Source organism: Microvirga sp. Mcv34, from assembly GCF_024519725.1.
Lineage (GTDB): Bacteria > Pseudomonadota > Alphaproteobacteria > Rhizobiales > Beijerinckiaceae > Microvirga.
In genome coordinates, this window is record NZ_JALJRK010000232.1 from 1 (window position 1) to 1,552 (window position 1,552).

The following is a 1,552-nucleotide window of genomic DNA, read 5'->3' on the forward strand; positions in this document are numbered from 1 at the left end:
TGCCGTTGTGGCTCCATTCAGGTTGGGTGGATTTCAATGTTGTCAGGCAGGCTCACTACCGGAGAGACTGATGCTCACACAAAGATTTTTCCGCGTGATCGTGGCCGGGCTAGCACTGGGTGGCATGCTCCCAGCCGGACAGGCAAAAGCTTGGCACTATGGTGTCCCCCACGACAGGTATCACGACAGCAATGAGGAGATTGTCATTGAGCGGCGGCACAGGGGTAGGGGCTTCTATGAGGCGGACCGCCACCATCGTCCACGTCACCACCAGCACTGTCGGGAGGTCGAGTTCCACGATCATCATGGGAACCACCGGATCAGGACGATCTGTGACTGAGCAGTCCGAGACTCAGATCAGATCCGCAGACACTCAGCACGACATAGCGGGGACGCTGCACCGGCCAGTTCATTGAAGCTTCGACAGCTCCCGCACGAAAAAACTCCCTCGCTGGCGTGAGCCGACGAGGGAGCAGGGTAAAAGGACCTGTTATTTCTCCAATCTACAATAAATGAGAGGTGAAAGCCATCCCGGAACTAAACCACGGTAACAGACTGCGTGTGAACACGCTTGGCCAAATGCAACAAGACAAGCTCTATCTCATTTAGCCGATCAACTGCTAGGCCCGCCAACATCGTGCTGCGCCAGCGGATCTGATCCGTACAGGGGCGTTCGCAGGACTGAATGCAGGCGGAGTCAGCGCGCTGCGAAACGCTCCTCACTGCACGGACAACTCCCTGTTGTTTCTTGCGCTTCGGTACCGGGCGGCATTGGATTTGGCATCCGCGCCGGAGTCTTGCTCACCTCTCGATTTCTCTGGTGGTGAATGTCGGTTAAGCAACGATCCAGGTGATGGTCCTACATCAGGAAGGATTCTGCCAATGGTCTTGACGAAATAGGTGTGCTCGCGGGCAGTCTCGTAATCGTCCTCACATAGAAGGACACCTCTGTTACTCTAGCGGGAAGGTGTCCGACGGCGAAAATGGGAATTTATCCAGAGTTCAGACAAGGAGCTGACGCCCTTCTGGAACGCAGCGGCGGGCCTCTGATACAGAATACGGTCAGCATGCCCGCACCTTTGCTGTGCGGCTCCTGTGCTGCGTGCTTGGCGTGTTGTCGACGGCTATTCTGCCTGCTTGCCCAGCCAATGAGCCATCGCCCACTGGGACTTTGCGATAGACATCTCCGCTGGGCCGGGAGAATCCATCGGAACGTCCGATCGACATGTGCGTTCGCCCGGCAGTGTTGCTCGATCTTGAGAGAGGCCTCTCAGAAGATGAGCGGGAAAGCGGCAACAACGGAGAGCAATCATGAACAACCTTAAGCAATCAATTCTGGCGACAGTCCTTCTGATCGGGAGCGCGACCATTGCACTGGCGCAAGGAACTGGTGCAGGAGCAGGTGGCCTTGGTAGTGCTGGTGCGGGGACAATGGGCGGTAGCGGCGGATCCGGCGGAGTCGGGAACCCTGCAACGACAGGCAGCACGACGTCCAATGGCGGCGCTCCAATTCTGCCAAGGCGCGGCTCTGGTGCGAGTGGATCTGTCGGTC

The 1,552-nt window shown here is 57.5% G+C and carries 2 protein-coding genes and 1 pseudogene; 2 read left to right on the forward strand and 1 reads right to left on the reverse strand.

The features are described 5' to 3' along the window. Nucleotides 1-109 precede the first annotated feature (109 nt). A complete protein-coding gene (locus OC446_RS30320; RefSeq protein ID WP_262032580.1) occupies nt 110-307 on the reverse strand; it encodes a hypothetical protein in 198 nt (65 codons plus the stop codon). A gap of 341 nt (nt 308-648) precedes the next feature. Between OC446_RS30320 and OC446_RS30325 the strand changes: the two are divergent. Next, a pseudogene (locus OC446_RS30325) lies at nt 649-900 on the forward strand (NrsF family protein); the annotation flags it as partial. A gap of 469 nt (nt 901-1,369) precedes the next feature. Continuing rightward, on the forward strand, nt 1,370-1,552 hold a 183-nt coding region (locus OC446_RS30330), incomplete at its 3' end, for a hypothetical protein (protein WP_262032581.1).

What these genes read in the sequence shown, in the direction of transcription:
- OC446_RS30320 (WP_262032580.1), bottom strand. Translation starts at nt 307, where the DNA reads ATGATGATCGTGGAACTCGACCTCCCGACAGTGCTGGTGGTGACGTGG.